The organism is Clostridium sp. JS66 (assembly GCF_033561535.1).
Taxonomy (GTDB): Bacteria; Bacillota; Clostridia; order Clostridiales; family Clostridiaceae; genus Clostridium_AM; species Clostridium_AM carboxidivorans.
Genome location: NZ_CP131467.1, coordinates 1295760 through 1316317, shown reverse-complemented (window position 1 = coordinate 1316317; position 20558 = coordinate 1295760). Strand labels below are relative to the sequence as shown.

Annotated in this window: 26 protein-coding genes and 1 tRNA gene; 4 read left to right on the top strand and 23 right to left on the bottom strand. The window is 28.9% G+C overall.

Annotated elements, in window-relative coordinates; translation table 11 throughout:
• Positions 1–240 precede the first annotated feature (240 nt).
• The 9 genes from Q6H37_RS06295 to Q6H37_RS06260 form a co-directional block, all read right to left on the bottom strand.
• Entirely contained in the window at positions 241–1077 is an 837-nt protein-coding gene (locus Q6H37_RS06295) for a methyl-accepting chemotaxis protein (RefSeq protein WP_318740107.1), read from the bottom strand.
• An 89-nt stretch (positions 1078–1166) separates the two neighbouring features.
• Positions 1167–1658, bottom strand: coding sequence for a CYTH domain-containing protein (locus tag Q6H37_RS06290; protein ID WP_318740106.1), 492 nt, complete (start codon positions 1656–1658; stop codon positions 1167–1169).
• A 130-nt stretch (positions 1659–1788) separates the two neighbouring features.
• Positions 1789–1977, bottom strand: a complete 189-nt coding sequence (locus Q6H37_RS06285; RefSeq protein WP_318740104.1) for an aspartyl-phosphate phosphatase Spo0E family protein — start codon at positions 1975–1977, stop codon at positions 1789–1791.
• Between the two features lie 182 nt (positions 1978–2159).
• On the bottom strand, positions 2160–2369 hold the full coding sequence (locus Q6H37_RS06280) for a hypothetical protein (protein ID WP_318740102.1): 210 nt from the start codon (positions 2367–2369) through the stop codon (positions 2160–2162).
• Between the two features lie 345 nt (positions 2370–2714).
• Positions 2715–2789, bottom strand: coding sequence for a BhlA/UviB family holin-like peptide (locus Q6H37_RS29515; RefSeq protein ID WP_412523929.1), 75 nt, complete (start codon positions 2787–2789; stop codon positions 2715–2717).
• A gap of 58 nt (positions 2790–2847) precedes the next feature.
• On the bottom strand, positions 2848–4605 hold the full coding sequence (locus Q6H37_RS06275; protein ID WP_318740101.1) for an SGNH/GDSL hydrolase family protein: 1758 nt from the start codon (positions 4603–4605) through the stop codon (positions 2848–2850).
• Positions 4606–4887: 282 nt separating this feature from the next.
• A tRNA-Glu gene (locus Q6H37_RS06270) sits at positions 4888–4962 on the bottom strand.
• Between the two features lie 278 nt (positions 4963–5240).
• Positions 5241–5861 (bottom strand): HD-GYP domain-containing protein, encoded by a 621-nt coding sequence (locus tag Q6H37_RS06265; RefSeq protein ID WP_318740099.1) that lies wholly within the window; start codon positions 5859–5861, stop codon positions 5241–5243.
• On the bottom strand, positions 5839–6150 hold the full coding sequence (locus Q6H37_RS06260; protein ID WP_318740096.1) for a DUF2325 domain-containing protein: 312 nt from the start codon (positions 6148–6150) through the stop codon (positions 5839–5841). Before Q6H37_RS06260 ends, Q6H37_RS06265 begins: the two co-directional genes overlap by 23 nt.
• 565 nt (positions 6151–6715) lie before the next feature.
• Here Q6H37_RS06260 and Q6H37_RS06255 point away from each other — a divergent pair.
• The 4 genes from Q6H37_RS06255 to Q6H37_RS06240 are packed head-to-tail and all read left to right on the top strand — an operon-like array spanning position 6716 to position 9651.
• Positions 6716–7384 (top strand): metal ABC transporter ATP-binding protein, encoded by a 669-nt coding sequence (locus Q6H37_RS06255; RefSeq protein WP_318740095.1) that lies wholly within the window; start codon positions 6716–6718, stop codon positions 7382–7384.
• The gene (locus Q6H37_RS06250) at positions 7371–8180 is read left to right on the top strand and encodes a metal ABC transporter permease (protein ID WP_318740093.1); all 810 of its coding nucleotides are present in this window, start codon (positions 7371–7373) and stop codon (positions 8178–8180) included. Before Q6H37_RS06255 ends, Q6H37_RS06250 begins: the two co-directional genes overlap by 14 nt.
• A 35-nt stretch (positions 8181–8215) precedes the next feature.
• Positions 8216–8872: an ATP-binding cassette domain-containing protein gene (locus Q6H37_RS06245; protein WP_318740091.1), complete on the top strand. Its 657-nt coding sequence runs from the start codon at positions 8216–8218 to the stop codon at positions 8870–8872.
• Positions 8869–9651, top strand: a complete 783-nt coding sequence (locus Q6H37_RS06240) for an ABC transporter permease (protein ID WP_318740090.1) — start codon at positions 8869–8871, stop codon at positions 9649–9651. The genes Q6H37_RS06245 and Q6H37_RS06240 overlap by 4 nt, the downstream gene beginning before the upstream one ends.
• Positions 9652–9711: 60 nt before the next feature.
• Here the strand turns inward: Q6H37_RS06240 and cobO are convergent, their stop codons facing one another.
• Genes cobO through cobT form a run of 14 tightly spaced genes read right to left on the bottom strand, consistent with a single transcriptional unit; the run spans position 9712 to position 20551 of the window.
• Positions 9712–10227 (bottom strand): cob(I)yrinic acid a,c-diamide adenosyltransferase, encoded by a 516-nt coding sequence (cobO, locus tag Q6H37_RS06235; RefSeq protein ID WP_007062173.1) that lies wholly within the window; start codon positions 10225–10227, stop codon positions 9712–9714.
• A gap of 39 nt (positions 10228–10266) precedes the next feature.
• Positions 10267–11100, bottom strand: coding sequence for a kinase (locus Q6H37_RS06230; protein WP_318740087.1), 834 nt, complete (start codon positions 11098–11100; stop codon positions 10267–10269).
• A gap of 12 nt (positions 11101–11112) precedes the next feature.
• Complete coding sequence (locus Q6H37_RS06225) at positions 11113–11898, bottom strand: cobalt-precorrin-6A reductase (RefSeq protein ID WP_318740085.1); 786 nt, start codon at positions 11896–11898, stop codon at positions 11113–11115.
• Between the two features lie 39 nt (positions 11899–11937).
• Complete coding sequence (locus Q6H37_RS06220) at positions 11938–12735, bottom strand: sirohydrochlorin cobaltochelatase (RefSeq protein ID WP_318740083.1); 798 nt, start codon at positions 12733–12735, stop codon at positions 11938–11940.
• Positions 12736–12762: 27 nt separating this feature from the next.
• Positions 12763–13479, bottom strand: coding sequence for a precorrin-3B C(17)-methyltransferase (gene cobJ, locus Q6H37_RS06215; RefSeq protein ID WP_318740081.1), 717 nt, complete (start codon positions 13477–13479; stop codon positions 12763–12765).
• Positions 13480–13504: 25 nt separating this feature from the next.
• Positions 13505–14488 (bottom strand): cobalt-precorrin 5A hydrolase, encoded by a 984-nt coding sequence (gene cbiG, locus Q6H37_RS06210; RefSeq protein ID WP_318742931.1) that lies wholly within the window; start codon positions 14486–14488, stop codon positions 13505–13507.
• Positions 14469–15245: a precorrin-4 C(11)-methyltransferase gene (gene cobM, locus Q6H37_RS06205; RefSeq protein ID WP_318740079.1), complete on the bottom strand. Its 777-nt coding sequence runs from the start codon at positions 15243–15245 to the stop codon at positions 14469–14471. The genes cbiG and cobM overlap by 20 nt, the downstream gene beginning before the upstream one ends.
• A gap of 19 nt (positions 15246–15264) precedes the next feature.
• Positions 15265–15951, bottom strand: a complete 687-nt coding sequence (locus tag Q6H37_RS06200; RefSeq protein WP_318740077.1) for a cobalt-factor II C(20)-methyltransferase — start codon at positions 15949–15951, stop codon at positions 15265–15267.
• Between the two features lie 41 nt (positions 15952–15992).
• Entirely contained in the window at positions 15993–16559 is a 567-nt protein-coding gene (gene cbiT / locus Q6H37_RS06195) for a precorrin-6Y C5,15-methyltransferase (decarboxylating) subunit CbiT (protein WP_318740075.1), read from the bottom strand.
• Complete coding sequence (gene cbiE / locus Q6H37_RS06190) at positions 16556–17194, bottom strand: precorrin-6y C5,15-methyltransferase (decarboxylating) subunit CbiE (protein ID WP_318740073.1); 639 nt, start codon at positions 17192–17194, stop codon at positions 16556–16558. The genes cbiT and cbiE overlap by 4 nt, the downstream gene beginning before the upstream one ends.
• 15 nt (positions 17195–17209) lie before the next feature.
• Positions 17210–17674: a GNAT family N-acetyltransferase gene (locus Q6H37_RS06185; protein ID WP_318740071.1), complete on the bottom strand. Its 465-nt coding sequence runs from the start codon at positions 17672–17674 to the stop codon at positions 17210–17212.
• 1 nt (position 17675) lies between these two features.
• Complete coding sequence (cbiD, locus tag Q6H37_RS06180; protein WP_318740069.1) at positions 17676–18764, bottom strand: cobalt-precorrin-5B (C(1))-methyltransferase CbiD; 1089 nt, start codon at positions 18762–18764, stop codon at positions 17676–17678.
• A gap of 35 nt (positions 18765–18799) precedes the next feature.
• Complete coding sequence (locus tag Q6H37_RS06175) at positions 18800–19423, bottom strand: precorrin-8X methylmutase (protein ID WP_318742928.1); 624 nt, start codon at positions 19421–19423, stop codon at positions 18800–18802.
• 54 nt (positions 19424–19477) lie between these two features.
• Positions 19478–20551 carry a nicotinate-nucleotide--dimethylbenzimidazole phosphoribosyltransferase gene (cobT, locus tag Q6H37_RS06170; RefSeq protein WP_318740067.1) on the bottom strand — a complete coding sequence of 358 codons (1074 nt, stop codon included), beginning with the start codon at positions 20549–20551 and terminating at the stop codon, positions 19478–19480.
• Between the last annotated feature and the right edge of the window lie 7 nt (positions 20552–20558).

The window sequence follows — 20558 nt, the reverse complement described above, 5'->3', positions numbered from 1 at the left end:
TAGTATTTAATACTTGTGGAAAGAAGCCCTTTATTATTAAACGCTTTAACAGTGAATATGAAGCTATTAAGAATATAATAGCTAAAGGATTAGATGTTTTTACTCGCAATACAGATGGTATAAGGTTTATACTACAATCTTTTCAAAAATGCCACATCATTCAAAATATAAGCCTTATACTTTTTATACAAAAATCAACCTTCATTAAATTTAACCCATTGCATTCTATAGTCCGCATTTTTAAATTTTTTTAGCTAGTTCTTTCAATATTTCAGCAGTTGAAGATAATTCTTGAATAGATGAAGTTATTTCCTCTATTGCACTACTTGCTGCTTCAAAATTTGAATTTGATTTATTTATACTATTAGTAACAAGTTCCATTGAGTGAGTAATTTCTTTTAAAACAGAATCAATTTTTTTAACTGATTCACTACTTGATTTAGACAATTTTCTTATTTCTTGTGCAACTACACTAAAGCCTTTTCCACTATCTCCTGCTCTTGAAGCCTCAATAGCTGCATTTAATCCCAAAAGATTAGTCTGACTGGAAATACCTTGTATAAATTTCAAAATTTCATTAGTATCTTCAACATTATTATTAGCCTTATTCAGTGCATCATAAGTATTAGAATTTGAATTAACTATTTTTTGGATTTCTCCGCAAATATCGTTGCTTGCCAAAGACATTTTTTTAAGAGAACTTGATACATTCTGAGAAAGACTTAGTACATTATCCATATTTTCAAGACTTTCTGCTGCTAATAAAAGACCAATCACATTATTATTGTTATCTTTAATTGGAACCGAATATGATCTAAAAGGTACTCCATATAATTCTTTAGGAAGAATTTCTACTACTGGTTTTCCAGACTTTAACGCCTTTCCTGGAGCACCTGCTTTAGGTGTTGGATCTCCTTCTTTACTACTTAAACTTAATTTGTCACTGCAAAGTATTTTTAAAATTCTTTCTGTATCAGTAATATAAATAGTTATATGATGATCAAAAAGTATATCTATGTATTGTAATGAAGCATTTAAAGAGTCAAATATTGTATTTTCAACAACTGGCGATAACATATTTTTCCCTCCTATGTAATTTATTATAAATTCAATATATATTATACAACTTATATATATAAATTAAAATATTTCCTCATATTAACATGTTAGACTCTATGGATATCTGTAGCTAATTTTCGATTTTTATACTTGTTGTTATTGGTTACCTCTTCACCAAACCAGTTTGGCTTTTGAAATAATTGAGCTTCTTCCTCTGTTTTAAATTCAACCTCTACCATAACTAACCCAAACAATTGTTGTCTATAAATATCTATCTCTGCTATTAAACCATTTTCTAGTGGAACCTTGTATCTAAGCTTGTTTATAATATTTCCCTTATACATTTTTAAGGATATTAAATCTTGATATTTGTTATAAGGTATTTCAAACTCTACTTCCTTTCTTACTAAATCATCTTTCGATTTTATTGTCATAAAGCATTTACTTTTACTGTAGCTATTTTCAATTTTTCGTATTCTTACTTCTCTATCCTCTGTGGATATATAAGCTTGTTCTATGCTATATTTATTATAATTGTTTAAATTTATTTCTGTTAGAAGCTCATCCTCATTTACTAAAAACTTCCTTTCAATTTCCAAATTAATTCCTCCTTCAAATTTGCATTTAGTTATATTTTTAAAATAAATAAGCATCAGTATTTCTACAAATGCTTATCTAATATAAATAATATTTTATTTTTTAGAATACTTCAAATTCCCTATATATAGTTTAAGCAACTTGTACATTTTCATTATGTATAAGTTTATTGTAGTCATTTAATAAAGAATCGAGCCTTTGACTTATTTCAACCATTTCATCATCGGTTAGGCTTACTCCTCTTTCAATAATAACATACATATACTTTCTCATATTGTCAATTTCAGTAAGCAAACATTCACACTTTTCCATATTTTTCATGGCTACACCTCCCTATATAATCTCCCCATTTTATGATAATCTTTCTATTTTTATTATATTCCATATTTTCTAAATTTTCAATCATTTGCTATTTTATTTTTTATATTTTTATACAAAAGAGCACTCTACCTACAGAGTGCTCTATAACATTAACCATATTAAACTGTAATTATACTTTATATCTAATTTTTCATACTAACGTTTTTTTTGTATTCATCTTTTTTGCTTTCTTCTATAACTTTTATATTATTATTTTTTGTAGCTACATATAAATAACATGGATTCTTTACACAAAATATATGTGATATTCCTACTGTTACATACTCCACTACTCCATATAACCCTTTCCATTCATTTTCATCCTGTATTTGTACTATATCTCCAACTTTCATCTGTTTCACCTCTTTTAAATTCAAATAATCTTCAGTATTATCCTTAGCTAATTCCTACTTAAAACAAAATCTATTAATATAATAAAATAAAGCTCATTATATTTTCCACTAAGTTTCATCTGCTTATATAATTATTATATATAGTATTTGTTACAATTTTGTATAATTCTTATCAATTGTTATTATATACTTTTTTAATGTTCTACGAATGAATCTTTCATATTTAACAAGTGATTACATTGGTATATATTTGACAGAAATATGAAATATTTTGCATTGGATAATGCTCTTTTAACTTCAAAACTTTATATTATATTTTTTAAGCAAAAAGATTTTAAATTCATACTAAAAAAGCAACACCTCAAATAATGCTATCCATATTCCTTGATTAATTTCAATTTTAAATATTTCATTTTCCATATCACAACTTATTAAAATAATATATTGTATTTAAAATATACTTTTTAATAATTGACTCTTATAAATTATACAATATACTAGTATAAACAATTGCACAATCATTACTTTCTGCATCTGGTATCTTAATAAAATTTGCAAATGTTCCTGATCCTAATATTTTTCCATTAGTATCATATTTTATTATAGGTTCATCCTTTATATCTATAAAAACTTTAATATTTATTTCACTAATTTCTATATAAATGCCTGTTTCTGCAATACTCTTTGAACTAATACCTACATCTACTGATGCTACTTTTACATAATTTTCAATGTTATCAATTTCCGTACTTCTCCTTTTGTATGTGCATAGTTCAAAAATACTATCCTTTAAATTTAAAAATATTCCATTGTCTGCAGTATCAAAAATAGGAATTATTAAATCTTTACAGTCTTCTATATTGGTATCTAATTTTAATTTAAATAAAACATTGTTGTTAAAATAATTTTTATAAGTATATGGCATTATACTATTTTTACTCTTACTCCCATCTAACTTTTGAATAAAAGATATTGGGGAACTATTGCTTGGTATTTCTTTCTTAACATAAAACCCTACTGCTGAAACTTTATTATTATTTCCTGTGCATAACTGCAATCTGTTAAGCCCAAACTTTAAAATACTTGTTTTAATTAATCTATACATAAAACCTTTTTCAAAGTAATACTGTTTGAATGTATCTTGTAAAACTAATTTTTTACCATTTATCATTGCATAAGGTTTTTCTATATCAGTTAAACATAAATTCATTTCATGATTTTCACCAGGACTAATTTGTACTGTGTATATATTCATATCATTTTCCATATTAAATATTATAAAATCTTGCACTAATATATCATCTTTATTTTCTTTATCATAATAAGCATAGCTTTTAAAATTGTAATTGTTATACCATAAATTTAATAAATTATTTTCATAAGATATTTTATCACTTGGTATACCACTTTTAATATTCTGAGAACTAAAATCTAATATTAATGGTTTGTCATTATTTATCATAACAACTCTTGGACAAAAATAAGCAAATATTATTTCACTTTCAAATTTATGCCCTAAGTCAATAAAATGAAGATTATCAGGTATTATGTCTTTTAATTTATACAACTTATTACTAGCCAAAAACTTTTCTGTATAATAATTTAAATCTATTAAATCTATATTATATTTTCTAGCAAGTTCTTTTTTTACTTTATTAGCAACAGAGTTTATACTTTCACTAGTACGATATGGATACAAATTGCAATCTATAGTCCCCGGCTCTACAGTGGCTTGAGTAGTTAACAAAAATGGTTGTATGCGTTTTGAGTAACACCATTTAATTATATTTTCTATATCCTCTTTAAACTTTTCTTCATAGGCCTTTGTAGAAACTTTTCCAAGTCTGTCATTAATGCCAAATCCTATGCCAATCATCTTTACATCTGAATATACGCCACTAAATATGGCATCTATGTTTTTATATCCCCACTGTGCTATTTGTCCACTAAATCCAGCATTATATATACGTGCAGTTTTAGAATTTGTATACTCTCTTATTAAATTCTGAAGATAAGTAGTAAAAACATTAGGTGGCTCATGATCTGTACCTATAGAATTACCAATCCATCCAGTAGTATTATATCCATCATAAGTACTGTCTCCAAAAAAAGCTACAGGAAACTTTTCTTTATTTTCCCAAGCTACCCATGCATCTTGAAATGTTATTTTATTTTCACTACTATTTGTTTCCGAAGATTTCATCTTATTAGATATATTTTTAACTAAACTTTTCAAAATAATAACTTCCTTTCTATTATTAATGTTTATATTCATTATATAATAATATTTTAAAATTCATTGTATTTAACTATATCTTTTTTTAAGGCAAATATGGTAGTTCATATCGGAAATAATGTACTAGAACTCTCTAATACTGTTTCAGAAGATTTGCTTTTCAAGATTTTGAAGGTGATATAAAAACTATGGTATAAAAATGGTGCAAAATTTTTAAAAATATAATTCAAAATAAAAAAATAAGAATACCTTAAACGTTGCCGTTAAAGCATTCTTATTTTATGGTAGCCACTAGGGGAATCGAACCCCTGATTCCACCTTGAGAGGGTGGCGTCTTCACCGCTTGACCAAGAGGCCATATTTAACTTACTTGTATATTATATTATACATTACTGGTTAAGTCAAGCAATTAATTACATTTTTCTATTAAAATTTGTCCGACTCTTTTTAGCGTACTTCTCTCCTTATCAGCTACATTATCAGAAGATTTACTTATAATATTGGTAACTTATATTTTCACATTCATGATTTTCAAAAATTTTTCTGAAAAAATGGCTTATTTTTTATATACATTTCTTATTAACGTTTTCACTTCAATTTAAACTTGTAGCTTTAATCATTAGTAATTCTTGTAATTATACAGATTTCAAATTAGATATACTTTTCATAAACTTCATATTACTTTCCATAAAATCAACAATGATTGGATCATACATGATATTTTTATTAACCACTATTTCTTCCATACACTTTTCAAAATCCATAGCTTTTCTATAAGGTCTTATTGATGTCATTGCGTCAATAGAATCGCATACTGCAATTATTCTAGCTCCTAATGGTATATCTAATTTAGTTAGTCCATTTGGATAACCACTTCCATTCCATTTTTCATGATGATGAAGTACAATTTTAGCAATATGCTTTAATTTATTTGATTTATTTAAAATATCAAAACCTATTTTAGGATGCATTTTTATACGCTGCCATTCATCTTCTGAGAGTTTTCCAGTTTTATTTAATATATTGTCAGGTATTCCTATTTTCCCTATATCATGAAGATGAGCTGCCATATGAATATTTTCTAATTCAGTTCCTCCTATACCAAGCTTTTTTGATAATTCATATGCCATAAATGCTACTCTTTCCGAATGTCCTCTTGTATAAAAATCCTTTGCTTCAAGAGCTGTTACCAAGCTTTCTATTATATCGTGGTAAATTTCCATTTCATTAAATTCAATTACATCTTCTCTTAGCATTTGATATCTCCTTAGCACAATCTTGTATAATACTTTCCATATGAACCCAAGACCTTTTTGAAAACACGATTTTCACATCAGATTTCTTCGACTCTTCTTTTGCAATACCTGTTAAACTGTGACCTACATAATCTACTAATACCAACACCAAATCTGTTTTTTCTGGAATTCTAATTTTTCTATCACTTTTCTTTCTTCCTGTTATATGATGTATTTTGTCAAAACCTGTTTCCTTCAATTTTTCTTTGATATTACAAATATTGTCTCCACCTATAACTAAAACACTCATAAAAAATCTCCTTTCTAAATTATATTTTTAATTGCTTTTGTAACATCATATTACGAAACTAATTTTCAATTTATACATTTTGAGGCATACCGAAATTCACTAATTTCTACCTCTTTTCAAAATAAAGTCCATATCAATCAAAAGTCATATCATAATTATTTTAAAAAAATATAACGAATTTCAATTTCTAATTTCAAAACTTTTATCAATTGATATTGATTTTCATTATCATATATAATACTACTTTGTTTTAAATTTGTAAACCTGTTATAAAAATAAATTTAGTATAATTATATTTTGAAGTTATGAATAATGTTTGTTTTTTAGCATAAAATTTCATTGTATACTAAATTTATGTATTTACTTGTTGCAAATAGTTTGCATATAGGTATATAATATTATAGTAAGTAATACCCATAAAAATATATTTAACTACTTACTTTTTGATAATTGCATTTATTTATAGTTATAACTATTTATATTTTATTAATAATTATAACTATAAATGAATGCAAACTTTCTTTGGGTTAAATAAAAAATATAATTAATAAATTGGAGGATTTTAATGATAGAAATCAAAAATTTAACTTTTTCTTATACCGGCAGCGAGCCTTATATCCTTAATAATATAAACTTAAATATAAAGAAAGGAAATTATGTTTCTATTTTAGGTGAAAATGGTAGTGCAAAAAGTACTTTAGTAAAACTTATACTTAATCTTCTAGCTCCAATAAAGGGAACTATATCATTAAAAACAAATAATATTGGATATGTTCCTCAAAAGGTTGAAGGTCTTAATACACAATTCCCTATTACAGTTTATGAAATACTTAAATGCCACATGAAATTATTGAAGATTAAAGATTCTAAGGTTATAAATGAAGTTCTTGAATCTGTAGGAATGGAAAACTTTAAAAATAAATTAATAGGAGATTTATCTGGAGGACAGCAGCAAAAAGTATTTATTGCTAGAGCTCTACTTGGAAATCCAGAATTATTAATACTGGATGAACCTTCTACAGGCGTTGATATAGCAAGTCAAAATGAAATTTATAGAATTATAAAAGGCTTAAACCTTCGTTCTCATATTACAGTTATATCAGTAGAACATAATCTTAAAGCTGCACTAGATAACTCTACACACATTTGTAAAATGGAAAATGGTTTTGCTAGATTATATCCAATAAACCAATTTAAGTATCACGACTTGGAGGTTTCAAATGCTACATTATAATTTCATGCAAAATGCCTTAATAGCATCTGTATTTATTTCTATACTATGTCCAACAATAGGTGTTTTTTTAGTTTTAAAAAGATATTCCATGATGGGTGATGCTTTGTCTCACGCCTCACTAGCAGGAGTGGCTGTTGGATTAGTATTTGGGTATAACCCAATATTGTCAGCTTTTATTTTCACATCATTTTTTGGTGTTGTTATAGAGTTTTTGAGAGATTATTATAAAAAATATGCTGAGGTTATACTTGTAATTGTTATGACTCTTGGAATAGGTATAGCCATTACTTTAATAAGCATGGGTAAAACTAATGCAAATGTAAATTCTTACTTGTTTGGAAGCATCTTAACTGTAAGCAGCACTGAACTTTATACTGTTTTTATTCTTAGTATAATATCTGTTATAATATTATGTGTATTCTTCAATCAATTGCTTTATATAACCTTTGATGAAGATGGTGCAAAGATTATGGGTGTAAAAGTTAAGCTTTTAAACTACGTTTTTGCATTATTAGTTGGTGCTACTGTTTCCGTTTCTATAAGAATAATGGGAATACTTGTAATATCATCAATGATAGCAATGCCTGTTGCCGCAGCACTTCAGCTTCATAAAGGCTTTAAAACAACTCTCATATTTTCTATAATATTCGGATTCATAGATGTTATTATAGGTTTAATATTGTCATATTATATAGATAGTGCTCCTGGAGGCACTATAGCTCTTACTTCTGTAGCTTTAATGCTTGTAATAATAATTATCAGGAGATTAACAAAAACTAACTTAAATTATGCTTAACTTTTTGAAAAAGCATTTTAGGAGATTTCTACGTTATGTGTATATTAAAATTTTCAAATGTATCCTTTAAAGATGATAACAAATATATTTTGAAAAACATATCTTTAAGTATAAATGAAGGAGACTTTGTATCAATTGTTGGTCCTTCTGGAAGTGGTAAAAGTACTTTTTTAAAACTATGTTCCACTCTCATAAGTCCCGACGAAGGAGACATACTTTTTAAAAACAAGAACTTCAAAGAATATGATGCTGTAAATTTAAGAAAAAAAGTATCTTATTGCTTTCAAATACCTTATCTTTTTGATCATACTGCAGAAGATAATCTTAAATTTCCTTACGTATTGCGTAATAAAACTTTTGATATAAGCAGAGTTAAGGAACTTTTTAATATTTTCAATATGGATATTAGCTTTATAAAAAAGGAAGTAAACAATTTATCTGGTGGTGAGAAACAAAGAATTGCTCTTATTAGAAATCTGTTGTTTGAACCTGATATATTGCTTTTAGATGAGGTCACTTCTGCTCTTGATAAAGATAATACATTAATTGTGGAAAATGTAATAAAACTAATGAACGAACGTGGTATAACTATACTATGGGTAACTCACAATGAAACTCAAAGCAGAAAATATGCTAATAAACTAATAACTATTGAAAGTGGTTTACTAAAGAATTTGGAGGTATTGAAATGAACTCAGCAAATTCAATGAATTTATCTTCTCTTCTTATGGCATCTTCTTTAGTTTTAATATCACTGTTTTTTTCTTACTACCAAAAATTAAAATTAGAGAAAGAAATTATAATTGGAGTTGTTCGTGCTGTAATTCAACTTGTAATTATTGGATACATACTAGATTTTGTTTTTGGACTTAAAAGTCCTCTATTCACAACTTTTTTAATTATGTTTATGATTTTTAATGCAGCTGTTAATACATCAAAACGTGGAAAATCCATAAAAGGTTCATTATTAATTTCCTTTATTTCTATAGCATGCGGTACGACTTTAACTCTTATAGTTTTAATTTTCGCCAAAGCAATTAAATATGAGCCTTTTCAAATAATACCTGTAGGTGGAATGGTTATAAGCAATGCCATGGTTGCTATCGGACTATGTTATAAACAAATGATTTCAGATTTCCAGGTTAAAAGACAGGAAGTAGAAACAAAGCTTGCACTTGGTGCAGATATTTTTCTTTCCTCTAAGGAAATTATAAGAAATTCTATAAAAACAGGTATTCTTCCAACTATAGATTCAATGAAAACTTTAGGAATTGTATCCCTTCCTGGAATGATGACTGGTTTAATACTAGCAGGAACCTCTCCTATTCAGGCCATAAAATTTCAAATAATGGTTACATTTATGTTATCCTCCGCCACTACAATTGCTGCTTTTATTTGCTGCTATCTATCCTATAAAAAGTTTTTCAATGATAGAAAACAACTTATTTTTCAAAAAATAAATAGAGTATAGGTGCAATCTCTATACTCTAAATTCTAATTTCTAGTTTTGTTTAATCAGTATATTTATACCCTAACTCTCAATACCTACTCTTGCTTGAACTCCTTGATTATAGTAATGCTTTATTTCTTTCATTTCTGTTACTAAATCTGCTTTTTCAATAAGTTTTTCATTTGCATATCTACCTGTAAGTATTACTTCTACATTTTCTTTTCTACTATCCAACATTTCTATAACTTCTTCTACAGGGAAAAGCTCATAGAATATAGCAATATTTATTTCATCTAAAACTACTACATCATACTCTCCTGAAGTTAAGACTTCCTTTGCTCTTTCTAAGCCTTTTCTAGCTTCTGCTATATCTGCTTTAGTTGGTTTATTGAATATAAAATGGTTTCCCCCAAATTGTTCTAATTTAAAAGTAGGCAAATACTTTACAGCATTTAATTCACTGTATTTCATTCCTTTAGTAAATTGGCCAAAGAAAACCTTCTTACCAGCACAAACTGCTCTAAGTGATAATCCCAAAGCTGCAGTAGTTTTTCCTTTTCCATTGCCTGTATACATTTGAATGTATCCTTTATCCATGATAAATACCTTCTTCCTTTATATAATAAAAATAATTTTCTAAAATATCTTATCTAAGGTTTGCACTGGATATATTTTATAGCCATTTAGTTTTTTAGCAAACCTTACAGCATAATCAAACTTGTCATCATCTTCGTATATTATACCCAATACATTTCCGCTGTGAGCTCCAATTATTCCAAGACCACATGTTTCATTCTTTATGCTTATAACATCTTTTATCCAATCATAATAAAGTCTTTTTTGATTTCTAATAATACTTTCTGTAGATACATAGGACAGCTTTTCTAAGCTTTTTTCCTGTACAGCTTCTTTTAAAATTTCAAATAAATCATCTGCGTTACTTAAATCAGGTAACTTTTTACTATTAAACTCAACTGTATCTACTATGTTTTCCCCTTCAAAAGCAAGCACATTATATTTAAAATATGGACCTATCTTCTCTTTATAAAGACCTTTCTTATAGTCAAAAAGAGTGGCTTCATTAAAAATGATACTATCTGTAGGTTCTATTTTTATACATTGGTCTATAAGCTCCTGTTCGTTAAATTCTTTTTTAAACATTTTTAATAAACAGGAATATACTCCACATAAATCTGCAGTACTACTTGCCATACCCTTGCCATAAGGTATATGAGAGCATATTTCTATATCTAAATTATCTACATAATTCTTATAATCCCACTTAGTTAAAATGTTATCCAAAAATTTAGCTGCTTTTTGCCATTTAAATTTATTACTAGGGCTTGTACTTTCTAATACTTTAACATTAGTATAAACATTAACTGGACAAGACAGCAAAACATCCCTATTATGTACCCTACCTTGAAGCACTTCTCCAAAACTCCCTGGGTATTTTGTTGTAAACTCCATAAAATACACCCTTTACATTTTAGTTTTTGTTAATTTAAGTTTTTCTATAATATATTGTACTAAATTTTCCTCATCATAAAAAATAGTTTTATAATTTCTTGTATTTCTCTCTATTATAAAAGCATATATATCATTATCTACACATGCTTTTATTTTTTCTTCTGTGCCGCCTTGAATACCGCTATCTTTTAATATCATAGCTTTTGCTTCATATTCTTTTATAAAGGCACAATTTAAATTATAGCTTATAGGTCCTTTTATAGCTATTATATCATCAATTTTTACACCTTTACTTAAACATTCATTCATAACTTTTATAGAAGGCAATACTCTATGAATTATTCTATTTTCTACACCTAAAGATAATATCTTATCTAAATTTCTGCTTCCACTGGTATTAAGTACAGTTCCTTTTATATACTTTAACTTATCATAAAGCCCTTCATAATTTTCTACTTCTATAACTTTTTCATGGTCTTTAAATTTATCTACACAGGATGCTCTTTCATATCTTACATATTCTATATTTAACTCACTGCAAGCTTTAATAGCATTATCAGTAATTTCTACTGCATAAGGGTGTGAAGCATCTATAAGCATTCTTATACCCTTTTCTTTAAATAATTCCTTTAATCCTTCTAAATTTAAAGGTTTTGTATTTAAATATGCATACTTATAGTTTTGCAATAGTTCTCCACCATATTCAGTAGCAGTAGATATTAAAATATCTTCAGTAAATTTATTTAAAAGAGATAGTATGCTTTTCCCCTCTGAAGTTCCAAGAATTAAACCTATCATATTAAAAATCTCCAATCTTTAAAGTATATAAGAAATACCCTATTTACTTAATAATGGATTACCCTTTATAGAATCTTTAATATGCTCCACATATATATCTTGAAAAGCTTTATTTTCACCTAATCCATGTAGATACACATTAACCTTAAATCCTTCTTCCTCTAATTGGGTTTTCCAGGAATCTTCTTCTCCTGCCATATCATTAATAGCATGGTCTCCTGCTACCAACATAAAAGGCATTAATGTAACCTCTTGTATATTATCCTGTTTCATCTTTGGAATCAAATTTTCTAAAGTAGGATATCCTTCTACTGTTCCTACATATACACTATCTAATCCGTCATCCTCTAGTATACACTGAAGTAATGCATAACTAGAATTAGCTGGATGAACAGAACCATGTCCCATAAGCATTACTCCTTGATAACTATTCATATCAGGAAGCTGATTTTTTAGTGCATTTACTGCTATCTTATAATCACTTTCTCTATATAAAATGGGTCTTCCTAAAACCAGTTTAGAAAAGGTATCTTTATATTTATTTACTCCATTTGCTATCTTATCATATTCATCCCCAGGCATAATGTGTAATGGCTGAACATAAACTTCATCAAAACCATCAGCATTCATTTTTTCTAAGGCTTCCTCCACAGTATCTATGAAAAGTCTTTTTTCTTCTTTTAATTTTTTAATTATCATATAAGAAGTAAATGCTCTTCTTACTTCATATTCTGGAAAACACTCTTTTATCTTGTTTTCTGTACTTTCAATACAAAGTTCAAAAGCTTGTGGAATACTTGTTCCAAAACTTGCTACCAATATACCCTTTTTTCCCATGTCAAATTCTCCATTCTTAATTATTAATTAAACACTGTATCCTCTAGGAGTTACAAATTCATTATCCTTTATATAACTTTTAGTATTGCCTATTATTACGATTGAAAACATATCTACATTAGTATCATCAAAAGAATCTATTGTAAATAATGTTTTTTCTTCACCATCTCTTAAAGCATTTTTAACTACAGCAACTGGCGTATTTCCTGATCTGTATTTTTTTATCAATTCCATACACTCCTTTAAATAAAGAGGTCTTCCATTACTCTTAGGATTATATAATGAAATAATAAAATCTCCTTGTGCTGCTAATTCAACTCTCTTTTTTATAAGCTCATAAGGTGTCATAAGATCACTTAAGCTTATATTGCAGTTATCATGCATAAGTGGTGCTCCTACCACTGAAGCTGCTGCTGAAGATGCTGTAACTCCAGGTACTATTTCTACATCTTCATCCTTTTTCATCTCTAATATAAGTCCTGCCATTCCATAAATTCCAGCATCTCCTGTACTTACTATTGAAACAACCTTATCCTTTGACAATTCAAGTGCCTTTTTACATCTTTCTACTTCACCGCGCATCCCTGTAGAAAATACAACCTTATCCTTTATAATAGGTTTTATAAATTCTATGTATTTAGTATACCCTACTATAATATCGCTCTCTTCTAGTGCTTTTACTGATTTAACAGTCATATAATCCAATCCACCTGGTCCAATTCCTACAACATAAAGTTTTCCCATATGAACACACATCCTTCCACTAAGTTCAAATCTGACCAATACAAATAGTCATACCATTAGCTTTTATTTTTTCTGTAATTAGTTCTGCGCCCATTAATTCAACACATGGTTCACATACAGCCCTAACCCCTATAGTTTTTTCTACAAAATCACTGCCTACATATTTGTGATGTATTTTTCTTATTTCTTCTAAAGAAAATATTTTAAGTTCACATTGCAAATATTCTTTTAATTTTAATATGGCCTTTTCATCTTTTTTAATTTCCACTGTAGCAACAGCCTTTACTGCTCTTTTATCTAAATTGTATTCTGCCAAAATATCATCTACGGAATCTCTCATTCTTTCTGGATCAAAATCCTTTCTACATCCTATTCCAAGTATAATATCTTTTCTTATAAGCCTTAACATACTTTCTTTATATATATCGGAGTTTTCTTTTAAATTATGGGTAACATAGACAATCCCTTCAGCTTCTTTTATATTGCTAGTATATCCTTTTGGCAAGGTTATGATATTTTTCTTATCCAGAAAAGCCACTTGTTTTTTATCTACCAATAAAGCTGCAATTTTTTTAGCATCCTTAAGATTGTCTATTACAAGTCCATAATTTTTTGCAATTATATCTGGTGCAGTAACTCCCATATTATCAGTAGCAGTTGTTATAACAGGAATGCTTTTAAGTATATTTGCCACCTTTAAAGTTAATTCATTAGCTCCTCCTAGATGTCCGCTGAGTAAGCTTATAACAAACTTAGAGCTGCTGTCTATAACTAATATTGCTGGATCTTTATCCTTACTCTCCAGATAATTTGCTATGGCCCTTACTGCTATTCCTGTAGAACTTATAAATATTACTGCCTTATACTCTTTAATAATCTTTTCAGTTAAAACCTTTATACCACTTTTCTTTACACTTTCTCTGGAATATAGGTCTATATCTAAACTTTCCTTAAGTTTTTCTGCAATAATATCTCCTTGTTCAGTTACACTAATTACTGCTATCTTCATCTTTTCCCTTTCTGAACATATGTGAGAAACCTTCATCATATAAAAGGCTCTTATTGTATTCACAATCTATAAAGTCACCTACAAGTATTTGAGCTGTTTTTGTTATATTCTCTTTTTTAACCTTTTCAGCTATATCATCTAAAGTTCCTATAACACATTTTTGATCTTCCCAAGTAGCTCTTTGAATTACAGCTATAGGCACATTTCTTCCATATCCTTTTTTAAGCTTTTCTACTACTTTATCTATCATACTTACAGAAAGGAATAGTGCCATAGAAGCACCTATAGATGCTAGTCTTTCTAAACTTTCTTTTTCTGGTACTGGAGTTCTTCCTTCTACTCTAGTTAATATAACAGTTTGACTTACATTTGGAAGAGTAAACTCTTTTTTTATGGCAGATGCAGCTGCTGTAAATGAACTTACTCCTGGAACTACTTCATAAGGTATATTAAATTTTTCAAGCTCATCCATTTGCTCTTTTATTGCTCCATATATAGCTGGATCTCCAGTATGAAGTCTAACTATTTTTTTGTTTTCTTTATAAGCTTTCTCTATTACATCTATAACTTCATTTAATGTCATTGATGCTGAATTGTGTATTTCTACACCTTCCTTACAATTTTTAAAGTGCTCCTTGCTTACTAATGAACCTGCATATATTATTACATCAGCCTCCATTAATATATTTCTTCCTTTAACAGTTATTAAATCTGGATCTCCTGGTCCTGCTCCTATAAAATATACTACATTTTCCATAATCAGTCTCCCCTTTTCTTTAGTCTCTTTGAGCTATTATAAGTGACATATAATCCTTATTTTTTAATATTTCTTCTCTATCTCTGAATACTTCTTGACCTTCCCTATATGCTCTCTTTACAAAAACATATTTGAAACCTTTTTTATCTAAAACATCTAATACTTTTTCTTCAACCCTATAAACCTTCATTATTACTACAAATTTTTCATCAGTAATTTTGTCTACTTGACTTGCTGGAAGTATTAAAACTCTTTCATCACCTATAACTATAGGCTCCCCTGCAATACTTGCTCCAGCACAAAATGAAGTTATTCCAGGTACTGTTTCTGTATTATATCCATGATCTTTTATATACTTTAAAAGATATATGTACGTACTATATACAAAAGGATCTCCTATTGTTAAAAAAGCAATATTCTTTCCTTCTTTTAATTTTTCTTCAATTGTTTTGAAAGCTTTGTGTATTTTTTCTTCCTGCTCTGCTCCTCCCATAGGAAAATGTTTTACCATTACCTCTTTATCTTCAGTAATGAAGTTTTTTGCAGTTTCTAAAGCAATGCTGTTTCCACCTTCCTTAGCAGATGGAGCTATTATAACATCACATTTTTTAATAACATTTACAGCTTTTAATGTTAAAAGTTCTTCTCCTCCTGGTCCTACTCCTACACCGTATAGAGTTCCTAGTTTTGTAGCTTTACTTTCCATGTTTGTTACACTCCTATTTTTTATTTTTACTAAAAACTAATCTATTTTGTTTTTGTTCCTGTTAAAATGAATATGCTGTTATTTGAAAACATCATATAACTCTTTCCCCTATTTTTATTTACAGAAATTTGCATACACTCAACATTATAATCTAAAGACTTTAAAGTATTCATAGCTTTATATAAGTTATCTATGGTAATAAAATTCAATACCATATTTTTTCCCTTTTTAAGCTTTAAATCATAACTTTCAATGATTTTTTCTATACTTCCACCGCTGCCACCTATAAATATAGCATCAAAAGGAGCTTGTATATCTTTTTCTACTCCCATTGCTTCTCCTTCTACTATATTCAAATTACCGGTTTTGAATTTTTCTTTATTTAATTTTATTACCTTAAGAGCTTCCTCATCCTTCTCTATGGCTGTTACTTCACCTTTCGAACAAATTTTAGCAATTTGTATACTTACAGAACCTGTTCCTGCGCCTATATCCAAAACTCTATAATCTTCTTCAAGCTCCAGCTTAGCAGTACTCAAAATTCTAACTTCTTCCTTAGTCATAGGGCAGTCCCCTCTTATAAATTCCTCATCCCTTATATAAATCATTTTTCATTTTCCTCCATATAGTACTCCAAGTTTTCTACTACTACTACACATAAATTACTAAAACTCATATACTCCATTTCTTCTATATCAGCTATAGTGATTTTTTCATCTTCGTAGGATAAATTTTCTCCAACATATACTCTAGCTTTTATATTTTTTATTTTCAATTCTTTGCATATATAAGCTGGTGAATGCTTGCTGTCCGTGAGCCATATAGACACAGCATTATCTCTCACTATATCATGGAAATTATCTTCTCTTCCATGAAGACTTCCTAAAAAAGCTCCCTGCCAGCTCTTTCCTATCTTGCTCATCATATATTGAAAAGAACTTAATCCCGGAATTATTTCTATGTTCCCTTTATAATTTTTCTTTAAATAATCTGTTATACCATAGAAAAGAGGATCTCCTGATGCAACTATGGATATATTTTTATTCTCTTCAGAATTTATCACTTTTAATATATCTGTAAGCTTTTTTACTATAAGCTTTTCTTCCTTGATAAAGTAAATACTTTCCACAGCTCTTTCAAATCCAACTATTAAATCAGAATTTTTTAAAGTATCTACAGCTTTGGGTAATACATAGTCTTTATTTCCAGGACCTATACCAACAATATAAACTTTACTCTCCATTTCTCAAAACCACCTTTATAAGGTTATATAAACATTGTATCTATCGTCTATTAACCTAATGTTTGCTCCACATTTCTCCCAAACTTTTTTAGAAGGTAAATTATCCTTTTTAATTGTAGCCGATACGCATTTGATTCCTTTTTTTCTAGCAATATTTAGCACTTGAAAAAATGCTTCACTTGTGTATCCATTCCCCCAATATTTACTGCCAATCCAATAACCGATCTGCGCTGTATGTTTATCTAGATCTTGATGACTTAATGATATTGTTCCTATTGCAATACCATCTAAAACAATAGCAAATATTTCAGCATTTCTACTTTCACACCATTTTTTATTATAACCAGTAAAAGCTCCTTCTGATATTTTATTTTTCTTTGAGCCTAAAGCATATAACAGTACACTATCATTATTTAAAATATCCACAAGTTGTATTACATATTTGTCTTCAATATTTTTAATCAATATAATACTTTTCACTTTAAATACCTTCTTCTATACTACTATAAAGTACTCCTCTATCCATAGAATACATGATAATATCTGCCTGTATACTATTATAAGTGTACTGCTCCATTTTATTTTTAACTTTTATACCAATGTTTTTATACAGCTGTTCATATCCATCTCCAAGAAAATTCACAGCACCTTCTGTAGTTTTTTGATTATAAACTTGTTGTACAAGTTCCCTATCTTTCCCCATTAAAGCGAGCTCTAATGCTAAAGTTTCTAATCTTACATCACATATTCTACTGTGAGTATTAAAGCACCCTGATGCAACCTTGCATAACTTGCCTATATGTCCAACTATAACTACTTTTTCAATACCTTTTTCTACACAAAAATTCAGTGCATGTCCTAAGTAGTTTGAAAATATAACCATCTTATTAGGATCAAGCCCCTGTTCTTTGGCCATATTTTCACCCATATTTCCAAATAAAAGTATTAGATCTTTATACCCTTTCATACTTTTTTGGTTAATCTCAATTTCTATGGACTTAGTAAGAGCCTCCTCTGACATTGGCCTTACTATGCCTGTGGTTCCTAATATAGATATTCCACCCTGGATATTAAGTCTTGGATTAAAGGTTTTTTTAGCTACTTCTTCTCCTTTAGGAACAAATATAGTTATTTCCACCCCTTTGCCATTTAAAAGCACTTCTTTTACTTCTTTTTCAATCATTTTTCTTGGTACTGGATTTATAGCTGGCTCACCCTTTGCTACATATAAGCCTTCACTGCAAACAGTACCTACTCCGATTCCACCCTTTAAGCTATAACCATTTTCCTTCTTTTCTGCTCTTGCCCATATTTCCATACCATCTGTAACATCAGGATCATCTCCGCCATCCTTTATTACACAACATTCTATGTAATCTTCACCTTTTTCTATTTTTTCTATAGGAATTAAAAGTTCTATACCATAGGGTGTATCTATTTTTATTTCCTTCAATTCTTCATTAAAATACAACATTCTAGTTGCTGCTTTTGCTGCTGCTGCTGCGCAGGAGCCTGTAGTATATCCACACCTTAATCTTTTTCCATCACAATTCACATACATATCAAGCATATTTTCACCTTCTATCTGGACATTTTTATATGATACTATCTAGCTATCATATACATAAGTGCATTTACTATACAGGCTGCTATACCGCTTCCGCCTTTTCTTCCTCTTATAGTTATCATTGGAACATCCAGTTTCTCTATTTCTTCTTTAGATTCTGCAGCTCCTACAAAACCTACAGGAGCTCCTATTATAAATTTAGGGTTTGCCTTTCCTTGATTTGTAAGCTCTATAAGCTTAAATAATGCTGTAGGTGCATTTCCAAAAACGAAGAATTCTACCCCTTCATCTACAGCCTTCTCAACTGCTGCCATAGAACGAGTTATTCCTCTATCCTTGGCAATTTGTGCTACATCTTCCCTTGCTACAAAACATTCTACTTTGCTATTAAGCTTTTTTAATGCATTTTTATTTATACCTGATGCAGCCATATTAGTATCCGTATAAATTGTAGTGCCTTTTTTTAGAATTTCCAGTGCACTATCTATAGCACCTTCTCTTATATAAATTAAATCCTTATATTGAAAATCCGCTGTGGTATGTATAACTCTTTTTACTATTTTAAGTTCCCTATCAGAAAAATTGTGGGGTCCCATTTCTTCTCCAATTATTTCAAAACTTCTTTCTTCTATATCCATAGGAATTTTTATATAATCCATAATTCATTCTCCATTCTGCTTTTATTGATATATCTATAATTTAAACATATTGCGAAACTACTTTTCTCTAATATCCACATAACACTCACTATTTAGTGCTGCTTCTTGGAATGTGGCCATATTATTCATAGCTTCGAGAGCTGCTTCTATAACGTTAAATGCAAGAGGACAACCAGAACCTTCTCCCAATCTCATTCCTAAATTAAGCATTGGTTTTAAATTAAGTTCTTTCATCATATAAACTGCTCCAGGTTCTGCTGAAAGATGTGAAGGAAATATAAAATCTATGACACTGTTATTTAATCTATATGCACAAAGTGCTGCTGCTGAAGATATTAAACCATCTATTACTATAGGCACTCTATTTTTTGCTGCTCCTAAAAAGCAGCCACAAATTCCCGCTATATCCAAACCTCCTATTTTAGAAATTACATCTATAATGTCATTTTTATCAGGTTTGTTTACTTCTATAGCTTTCTGTATAACTCTTTTTTTATTTTCAAATTGTTCTTCAGTAAGTCCCGAACCTTTTCCAGCCACAACATCTACTGAAAGCTCTGTTAACACACTCAAAACTGCTGCACTAGTACTAGTATTTCCTATCCCCATTTCTCCTGTGCCAAACAAATCATAGCCTTCTTTAACTAACTTATCTACAACTTCTATTCCTGCTTCTACAGCTTTTACAGCTTCTTCCCTAGTCATTGCAGCTTCCTTAGCCATATTTTTAGTACCATATACTACTTTTTTGTTTACTATTTTAGGATTGTTAAAGTCTTCCTTAACTCCAACATCTACAACAGTTATATCTGATTTAGCATATTTAGCCAAAACGCATACTCCTGTTATACCTCTAGTAAAATTATTAGTAACAGTTGCAGTAGCACTTTGATCACAACAGCTTACTCCTTCTTCACAAACACCATTATCTGCACACATTATTACTATATTTTTTTTGTTTATTTTATTATATACTTTCCCTGTAATACCAGCCATTTTTGCAGCTATTTCTTCTAGTTCTCCTAAGCTTCCTATAGGTTTTGTAAGATTGTCTAATCTATCCCAAGCTGACTTTATAGCTTCTTTATTTGATGGATTAATTGCTTTCAATGTTTCTTCTAATAATCCCACTATTCTT

Bases quoted from the DNA above. Each gene is read 5' to 3' on its own strand.
- Q6H37_RS06295 (WP_318740107.1), bottom strand. From the start codon at position 1,077: ATGTTATCGCCAGTTGTTGAAAATACAATATTTGACTCTTTAAATGCT.
- Q6H37_RS06285 (WP_318740104.1), bottom strand. From the start codon at position 1,977: ATGAAAAATATGGAAAAGTGTGAATGTTTGCTTACTGAAATTGACAAT.
- Q6H37_RS06280 (WP_318740102.1), bottom strand. From the start codon at position 2,369: ATGAAAGTTGGAGATATAGTACAAATACAGGATGAAAATGAATGGAAA.
- Q6H37_RS06265 (WP_318740099.1), bottom strand. From the start codon at position 5,861: ATGCTAAGAGAAGATGTAATTGAATTTAATGAAATGGAAATTTACCAC.
- Q6H37_RS06260 (WP_318740096.1), bottom strand. From the start codon at position 6,150: ATGAGTGTTTTAGTTATAGGTGGAGACAATATTTGTAATATCAAAGAA.
- Q6H37_RS06255 (WP_318740095.1), top strand. From the start codon at position 6,716: ATGATAGAAATCAAAAATTTAACTTTTTCTTATACCGGCAGCGAGCCT.
- Q6H37_RS06250 (WP_318740093.1), top strand. From the start codon at position 7,371: ATGCTACATTATAATTTCATGCAAAATGCCTTAATAGCATCTGTATTT.
- Q6H37_RS06245 (WP_318740091.1), top strand. From the start codon at position 8,216: ATGTGTATATTAAAATTTTCAAATGTATCCTTTAAAGATGATAACAAA.
- Q6H37_RS06240 (WP_318740090.1), top strand. From the start codon at position 8,869: ATGAACTCAGCAAATTCAATGAATTTATCTTCTCTTCTTATGGCATCT.
- cobO (WP_007062173.1), bottom strand. From the start codon at position 10,227: ATGGATAAAGGATACATTCAAATGTATACAGGCAATGGAAAAGGAAAA.
- Q6H37_RS06230 (WP_318740087.1), bottom strand. From the start codon at position 11,100: ATGGAGTTTACAACAAAATACCCAGGGAGTTTTGGAGAAGTGCTTCAA.
- Q6H37_RS06225 (WP_318740085.1), bottom strand. From the start codon at position 11,898: ATGATAGGTTTAATTCTTGGAACTTCAGAGGGGAAAAGCATACTATCT.
- Q6H37_RS06220 (WP_318740083.1), bottom strand. From the start codon at position 12,735: ATGGGAAAAAAGGGTATATTGGTAGCAAGTTTTGGAACAAGTATTCCA.
- cobJ (WP_318740081.1), bottom strand. From the start codon at position 13,479: ATGGGAAAACTTTATGTTGTAGGAATTGGACCAGGTGGATTGGATTAT.
- cbiG (WP_318742931.1), bottom strand. From the start codon at position 14,488: ATGAAGATAGCAGTAATTAGTGTAACTGAACAAGGAGATATTATTGCA.
- cobM (WP_318740079.1), bottom strand. From the start codon at position 15,245: ATGGAAAATGTAGTATATTTTATAGGAGCAGGACCAGGAGATCCAGAT.
- Q6H37_RS06200 (WP_318740077.1), bottom strand. From the start codon at position 15,951: ATGGAAAGTAAAGCTACAAAACTAGGAACTCTATACGGTGTAGGAGTA.
- cbiT (WP_318740075.1), bottom strand. From the start codon at position 16,559: ATGATTTATATAAGGGATGAGGAATTTATAAGAGGGGACTGCCCTATG.
- cbiE (WP_318740073.1), bottom strand. From the start codon at position 17,194: ATGGAGAGTAAAGTTTATATTGTTGGTATAGGTCCTGGAAATAAAGAC.
- cbiD (WP_318740069.1), bottom strand. From the start codon at position 18,764: ATGCTTGATATGTATGTGAATTGTGATGGAAAAAGATTAAGGTGTGGA.